Genomic DNA, 7423 nt, shown 5'->3' with positions numbered 1-7423 from the left:
AGGGAGTTTCCCACATTCCAACACCTCAAGCAACAATAACAACATTAATAATTAACATTGTAAGAATTATTGTCCTAACAATAGGGAGTACTATATAAACCATCATCGGCAAACGTTCCCAATACGGGTTTATCGGTTTTTAGTTCCATCATTTCACTGCGATTATGAATTAAAGTATATCCATCTGCGGTGAATTTTTGAAACATGTCTTTTCCATCTTTCCTTTTGGAGGCATCAAAATATTTAGCACCACCACCCATCATTACGTCGAATTTTAAGGGCAAATATAACTCTGCTATTTTTGACTGGTCACCTCTGCTGCCAGCATTGATGCAAAACCCTGCAGGTGTGGCATGGGTAATGGGTACTGTTGTAACACAGCCTACCGCTTTTCCGGCAGCCTTAAATTTTTGAAGAATTGGTTTGTGTTGTTCTCCTCTCGAACCAACATTTAAAGATCCATTATTTACCCTCACACCACCACCCCAGGAAGAACTGGCTGCTGCAGAATCAGTCACCATGGAATTTGCAGACGCTGTAATGTGCCTGCGCTCATGCCATCGCTGACCATAAAGATGATATTTTTAGCTGTTCCTGCTCCTGAAAGGCTTTTTGGAGGGGTTATGATTGAGGCTACAGCGCTGAATGGATTAATTAACGCAGATCCGATAACTGTTAAAGCGCCATTGCGGAAGAAATCTCTTCTTTTCATCTTAAATGTTTTTTTGCTAATTAAGCGATTTCATTTAAGGGTGGTATTAAATTGCTGTTAAATTTTTTCATCATCATGCTTTTCAGGTTTAATTTCTGTTTGCATGACCTCTTTTTCATATACTTTTTTATCTTTTTGGTTACGTCTGATCAGCCAGCTAATCAAAAGTATCATTGCCAGTAATGCCAGACTTACCCACCAATAATTAATATCCATAGTTTTATTTTTAGTTGTTGATAAATGTCGGAATAAAGGAGTTAACTTAATGTTATATTTTATAAGATATTAATGCTGGTCAACTTTATCAATAAACTGTATTTGTCAGCAAGGTTAAAAGCTTTTAAAGTATATTCTACTACTCTTAAAGAATAATCAGACTTATGTGCCGTTGCAATTCCACAGTTTGCAACTGAAGGAGTAACTACAATTTCTCCTTTTGCATTAATTAGGAACAGTAAATGGTGAGAATTACCATTTACTGTTGCTTAATTTTATAAAAGTTGAAACAAGCTGCCACTTAAATATAATTTTTTCAACTGGGCTTTGTTTAATTTTGCTTCAACAGCCAAACGCTTCTCTTTGAGTTCGATTAGTTTAGTCTCTCTTGAGTTTACCATAAATAAAGAACTTTCTCCAAGTCTCAACCTCATTTCTTCCCCTTTTAATAACTGTTCAGTTGCGGTATAAGTGTTTTTTAAAACTTTTAGCTGTGCTTGTAAACTCGTTAATTCACTATTATTTTGATTCATTTTATTGATGAGATCGTTTTCGAACAAATTGCGTTCTAATTGAGTTTGTTCAATCTTAATTTTTGCTTCAGCTAAATCTCCTCTTGCTTTTGAAAATGTAAGCGGAAAAGAAAATCTCACGTTAACTTTATTATTTTCGTTCCAATAATTGGGGTTTACATTCCTTAAAGGACTTCTTCCTTGGTTAAGTAAACCTAAACTAACACCTAATTCTGGTTTTAAACTTTCTGCTTTCAATCTTCGATCTATATTTAAATCCAGAATCTTAAAATTATAACTTAATAGTTTAGGGTTGTTGGAAATATCAACTTGTGGGGTCAAAGGTATTTCTAATTCATTTGTGGGTTTTATGTTTAACTTCTCAACATCAACTGGCAAATTATCTGCTAACCATAAAAATGTACTGAGCATATATTTAGCTTGTTGCAATTCTAAGGCCGCTTGTTGCGATTGTACTTCACGTTGTTGTACATTAACAAGTGCTTCAACCGTATCAATTGCCGGTTTATCTCCGCCTAAAAAACCATCCTTAACTGCTTCAAATCTGATCTTAGCTAAATTCAAAGCTTCATTGTAAATTATAGTATTTTGATATTTATTTCTCCAATTAATATAATTTTCTCCTGCATCCTGAAAAAGATCATTTAATATCCCAATTTTTTCATTCTCGCTGGCCTGCTTAAAAATATTCGCTTTTTTAAACGCAGCTCTTCTGCTATCCATTAATAATCCTTTACCTAGCTGAAAGCTTAATCCCGCATAACTTAAACCTTCCTTGGGTAGTTTGTTTTCCGGATTAAGATAAGCACCTTCGGCTTGAGCGAAAGAACCTTTTAGTTCTACGCCATACCAAAGTGGTAATTTTACTTGTGGCGTTAAAAATGAATAATATTCTGTACCATTATAAAACTTACGGTCAAACTCTGCTTCTATTTTAGGGTCAAAACCACCTAAAGCTTGCTTCTTTTTTGCTTTAACTAAATCGGTCAATAATTTTGCCTGTACAGTAAGGGGATGATTTTTCTTTACAATATTAATAAAATCTGTAAATGAAAGCGTATCCATCGTTTGAGCTCGAAGGCCTGTGAAAGAAAATATCCAAATGAAGATTAAAAGGTAGGTTGACTTCATTTTTTATCCTTTTTAGTTTCATCTAAGTTTGTACTTTGCTGGTAATAATCTGGAGGGAAACCATTCAATTGTCTCCATAACTCGTAAATTAACGGCACATCTTTTAAGAGGGCTATGCTTTTTGTTCCTGCGCCATATTTGAGCTGTTTTGGCCAAGCTTTTTTACCATCTGGCACCACCCAGATATTGAATTTCCCACTTGCATCGATAGATTGATCTATTGCTGCCACTTTACCGCTAAAAACACCATAAGAAGCTTTTGGCCAACCAGAGAAAACAATGGCTGGAAAACCATCAAACTGTAATTGAACTTTTTGTTCTAAAGCAATAAGTGGCATATCAAAAGGGGAAATACTTATTTTTATGGCAGCCTCAAAATCATCAGGTACAATTTGCATTAGTTTTTCCCCGTCTTTTACAGTTTCTCCTAAACCTGCTTTTACAGTTTGCATTACTTGGCCTGATTGAGGTGCGATAATGGTATAAAAAGATTGCCTTTGCTTATAATTCTGAAACTGGTTTTTAAGTTTTGCAATCTCACCTTCGGTTGATGATACTTGAGAAAGCGCAGTAAAGCGTTCACCGTTTACTTTAGAAATTTTTTCGCTATAATCTTCTTCGGCAGCCGATAGTTCTAGTTTAATATTTAATAACTCGTTCTTGCTGTTATAGTATTTATTTTCTGCACTTATTTTCTTAGCTAAAGCATCTTGATAATATTGTTGCTTTTGCTCTAGTTCTGTTAAAGATTTTAAGCCCGCATCAAATAATTGCTGTTGTCTTTTTTGTTGTTCAGTAGAAATTTTAAATTGGTTTTGTGCTGCCACATAAGCTATACTTTCCGACTGTACTGTTAAAGTATATTGCTTAAGTTTATTCTTTAACTGGTCCGTCTTAAAGCCTAAAGCATTAATTAAAGCATTTTCCTGTTGATTGGCGGTGCCGGCTTTTTGCTTATAAAAACTAACCGCCTCATTTTTAGCGTTAATTTGTTCGTCTACCCTTTGTAGTAAAGATTCATCTAAATAATCCTCTTTTATTTCACTTATCTGCAGTAAGGTATCGCCTTTTTTTACCCTTTGCCCGTCTTGTATATACCACTTCGCTATCCTTCCGGGGATAATACTATTGATTTGTTGAGGTCTTTGGTTGGGGCTAATTGAAGAAACTACCCCAATTGATTGTATATTTTGTGTCCAGGGTAAAAATGAAACTATTAATATTATACCCAACGAAATTAAAAAAGTTTTGCGTAAGCTTTTCGATTTTTGGCTTTTGATAATTCTTTTAAAAGAATCGAATTCCATTAATTTTTCTGTAAGTGTTTTGCGTTCTAAAAACATCTCTTTTAGTTTATGATATGCCCATTTTCAATTTTTATAACCCTGCTGCATCTTGCAGCAAATTGCTCATCGTTACTGATGGCAATCATGGTAAAAGGCTGGTTCAAATCGGTTAGATAGTTAATTATATTTTGTTTATCTACGTTATCTAAACCCAACCAACCATCTTCCAATAACATTAATGATGGTTTTCTTAAAATACACCGAGCCAATAAGATTTTTTGCGCAATGTTAGAAGATAGTTTTTTACCCTGGGTATCTAGTTTCATTTCAAAACCATCTTGCTTTTCGGCAATAAAATCCGATAGCCCTACAAGTTCACAAACTCGTTTTAGCTCTTCTTTATTATTATTAGGAGTGCCTACTAAAATATTCTCTAAAAGGGAACCACTAAACAATTCGTCTTCTGAAAAATAAAAAGCGATATGTTTGTATAAAGCTTCGGGTAAAATGCTTTTAAAATGCTCATCATTAAAGAATAAATTGCCAGTAAAATTTGGCCACATTCCAGACAACAGCTTTAATAAAGTACTCTTACCCGAGCCTTCTTCGCCCATGATACATATTTTTTCTCCAGGTTTTATTTCAAGATTGATCTTTTTTAGGATTTTTGATTTAGGGTTATAAAAAAAGTTAAGATTTTTAATTTTGATACTCATACCTTTTCCTTCCCAATTATCTGGAACGAGTAAATCGGCATCGCTATCTTGCTCTTTATCTAAAACTTTATTAATTTTTTCAAGAGAAGTGAGCACATCGTAGACCACATCTAAACTCACAATTAATTTTTCTAGCGCATTTATAATGGTAATGATGATAATTTCGGCTGCAATAAACTGCCCTAAATTAATTTTTTGATTAACAAATAAAACAGCACCAATAACAAGCATACCTGCAGTAATAAGAACTTTAAATCCTATGATTATACGATACTGAAATACCAATATAGAAAAATGATCTTCTCTGGCTTTTAAGTAACCATTCAATAACTTATCTGTTTTTTTGAGGTGTAAATCTGTTTGTTGGTAAAATTTAAATGTTTTAATTGCTCGGCTAATTTCTTCTAACCAATGGGCAACATCATATTTATAATCAGATTCAACAATACTTGTTTGAAAACCTTTTGGACTGGTGGCAAAAAAAATAATGATAACCAAGAATAACAAAAAGAATCCAAAAACGATGAAGATGGGATGGTAAAAACTCAAGATAATTAAACCGAAGAGCACTTGTATACTTGCTGTTGGAAGATCTATAAGTAATTTTGATAATCCTTTTTGAAGACTTGCAGTGTCAAAAAAGCGATTGACCAGTTCTGGTAAATAATATTCATCAATACCTGGCAAACTAAGTTTTGGGATCCTATATGCGTAAGCAAAGGTTAAACGAGCAAATATCCTTTGCTGAATTCGCTCTGTTATTCTCATCTGTTTTATTTGTAACACACCGTTAATTAAAACACCTATGATTACCAAAGCAATAAGTACCACCATTGAAGTACTAATGGTTGAGCCAAACATTAAATTAATAATAGCTTGTATCCCCAATGGTAAGGATAGTATTATTAAACCACTAAGAGTTGCATAAATGTAGACTTTTTCAATCTCAAATCGCTCTAGATTTACCAATTGGAACAACTTCTTAATTGTTGATTTTAATGAATTTTTTTCTGCCATAACCATAAACTTCTAGGTAAAGATATCATTTACTTTATAAAATAGTAGTAATACTATCATTTTATAAAGTAAATGATTTTACTATGACGTATTTACTATTATATTTGTGACATGGAATGGCAATTACACCCTAAAATGAACAAAAAGCTTTATCTTAAAGATCCTGAGGGGAGTGAGATAGGGAAGAAAATTCTGACGCATAGTGTTTCACTCATCAAGAGTTTAGGATTTGAGCTTTTTACTTTCAGAAAACTAGCGGAAGATATAGGTAAAACTGAAGCCACTGTTTATAGGTATTTTGAAAATAAACATCGTTTATTGAATTATATCGTAGCTTGGTATTGGCATTGGCTAGATTATCAGCTTATGTTTAATACCAATAATATTTTAGATAACCGCCTGAAAATAAATATTATTACTAATATTTTGACGTGGCAATTTGAAGAAAAACATGCAGCAGATTACCTTTTTAATATGGATGATTTGCATATAATTATTATGGCAGAGTCATCTAAGGTTTACCTTACTAAAAATGTATTTGCTGATAATGAAGATCAATTATTCAAACCTTACAAAAACTTTTGCGCAAACATAGCTAATGTATTCATAGCTTATAACCCCGATTATATCTATAGCCGTTCTTTGGCGAGTACCATTGTAGAGATGGCAAATTTTCAGGATTTTTTTATGACTAATTTGCCATCTCTAACAGATTTTTCTGAAACTAAAAGCCTAAAAAATGTAAGAGATTTTTTAAATTCTTTAATCTTTTCTTCTTTGGATGCAAAGTGAAAGAGCACTCAATCTTTAATTTAATACATAGCTCAATGCTAATTATCAGTATTCCACCATGGCTGTTTGTTTCACAACTAATAAAACAGAAATGGCGTGTTCATTAGGTGTGGTGTGGTAACTGCTTGAGACTTGGCTATAGGTTTTTTGAACTGGGAAAATTCGCCTCTATGAGATTCTCAGGGCACCAAAAATAAAATAGCCGCTACTCTACAACGATTGGATAGTTGTGCAACAGCCACCACCGTTTTTTGATATCATATTAAACTCTACAATATTGGTTGTTTTAGATTGGCAGCTTGCGTAGGTAATGTTATCAAAGATTTGAAATCTCGTGGCAAAAGGTATCTTGTACGTTTTTTTATTTTTATTTCAAAGACATTAGAATTTTATTATAGTCTGCTTTGCTAACAGTTTTAATCCGTTAACAAATTTCTTATTTCTGTTGCCAATTTATCAACATTTCCGTCCGAATTTCCTCTTGAAATATATTTAATAATACCATTCTGGTCAATTATAAAGCTTTTTGGAATCGCTCCGGTTGCATATTTATTCCATATTTTTTTACTTGGGTCAATTCCAACATTGAAATTGACTCCGTATTTTTTCATCTCCGACATCTTTTTTTGAACCGTTTCTTTACTCTCTCCAATAGATATTGGTATGAAAACAAAATTTTTGTCTTTAAATGGTTCAAGTACCTTTTTTGGGATTTCTGCGAACTCCATTAAGCAAGGCGCACACCATGTAGCCCAATAATTTACCAGAACTACTTTACCTTTCAAATTCGAAAGAGTAATTTTTTCCGCATTGATCATTTCAACTGTAAATTCACTCGCAGAATCATTAATGTTTAATTTTAATTCATTAATACGATTTTTCTCATTATTCGCCTTCTTATTATTTGAATTTGATTGATTCTGACGTATCCGCCCCATGAAGCCCATCTTTTATTTGTAGAAACAATTTCCTATAGCTCTTTTGGTAAGGTTTTATTTTTCCTGTTTCAGTTTAAAGTTT

8 protein-coding genes are annotated in these 7423 nt (G+C 33.0%); 1 reads left to right on the top strand and 7 read right to left on the bottom strand.

What is annotated here, in order from left to right; all coding sequences use genetic code 11:
* Positions 1-74: 74 nt before the first annotated feature.
* The 6 genes from AAKU52_RS16815 to AAKU52_RS16790 all read right to left on the bottom strand — a co-directional run bounded on the left by AAKU52_RS16815 (position 75) and on the right by AAKU52_RS16790 (position 5611).
* Positions 75-521 (bottom strand): alkaline phosphatase, encoded by a 447-nt coding sequence (locus tag AAKU52_RS16815; RefSeq protein ID WP_354335691.1) that lies wholly within the window; start codon positions 519-521, stop codon positions 75-77.
* Complete coding sequence (locus tag AAKU52_RS16810; RefSeq protein ID WP_354335689.1) at positions 515-712, bottom strand: hypothetical protein; 198 nt, start codon at positions 710-712, stop codon at positions 515-517. Before AAKU52_RS16810 ends, AAKU52_RS16815 begins: the two co-directional genes overlap by 7 nt.
* Before the next feature lie 57 nt (positions 713-769).
* Positions 770-928, bottom strand: coding sequence for a hypothetical protein (locus AAKU52_RS16805; protein WP_354335687.1), 159 nt, complete (start codon positions 926-928; stop codon positions 770-772).
* A 275-nt stretch (positions 929-1203) separates the two neighbouring features.
* On the bottom strand, positions 1204-2526 hold the full coding sequence (locus tag AAKU52_RS16800; RefSeq protein ID WP_354335685.1) for a TolC family protein: 1323 nt from the start codon (positions 2524-2526) through the stop codon (positions 1204-1206).
* A 62-nt stretch (positions 2527-2588) separates the two neighbouring features.
* On the bottom strand, positions 2589-3935 hold the full coding sequence (locus tag AAKU52_RS16795; RefSeq protein ID WP_354335683.1) for an HlyD family secretion protein: 1347 nt from the start codon (positions 3933-3935) through the stop codon (positions 2589-2591).
* 5 nt (positions 3936-3940) lie between these two features.
* Positions 3941-5611: a peptidase domain-containing ABC transporter gene (locus AAKU52_RS16790; protein WP_354335681.1), complete on the bottom strand. Its 1671-nt coding sequence runs from the start codon at positions 5609-5611 to the stop codon at positions 3941-3943.
* A 111-nt stretch (positions 5612-5722) separates the two neighbouring features.
* Here AAKU52_RS16790 and AAKU52_RS16785 point away from each other — a divergent pair, with 111 nt between their 5' ends.
* On the top strand, positions 5723-6403 hold the full coding sequence (locus AAKU52_RS16785) for a TetR/AcrR family transcriptional regulator (RefSeq protein ID WP_354335679.1): 681 nt from the start codon (positions 5723-5725) through the stop codon (positions 6401-6403).
* Between the two features lie 416 nt (positions 6404-6819).
* Here AAKU52_RS16785 and AAKU52_RS16780 read toward each other — a convergent pair whose 3' ends face one another.
* Entirely contained in the window at positions 6820-7341 is a 522-nt protein-coding gene (locus AAKU52_RS16780) for a TlpA family protein disulfide reductase (RefSeq protein WP_354335676.1), read from the bottom strand.
* Positions 7342-7423 lie beyond the last annotated feature (82 nt).

This window comes from Pedobacter sp. CG_S7, from assembly GCF_040544395.1.
Classification (GTDB): domain Bacteria; phylum Bacteroidota; class Bacteroidia; order Sphingobacteriales; family Sphingobacteriaceae; genus Pedobacter.
This window is presented reverse-complemented; position numbering and strand designations above follow the sequence as displayed.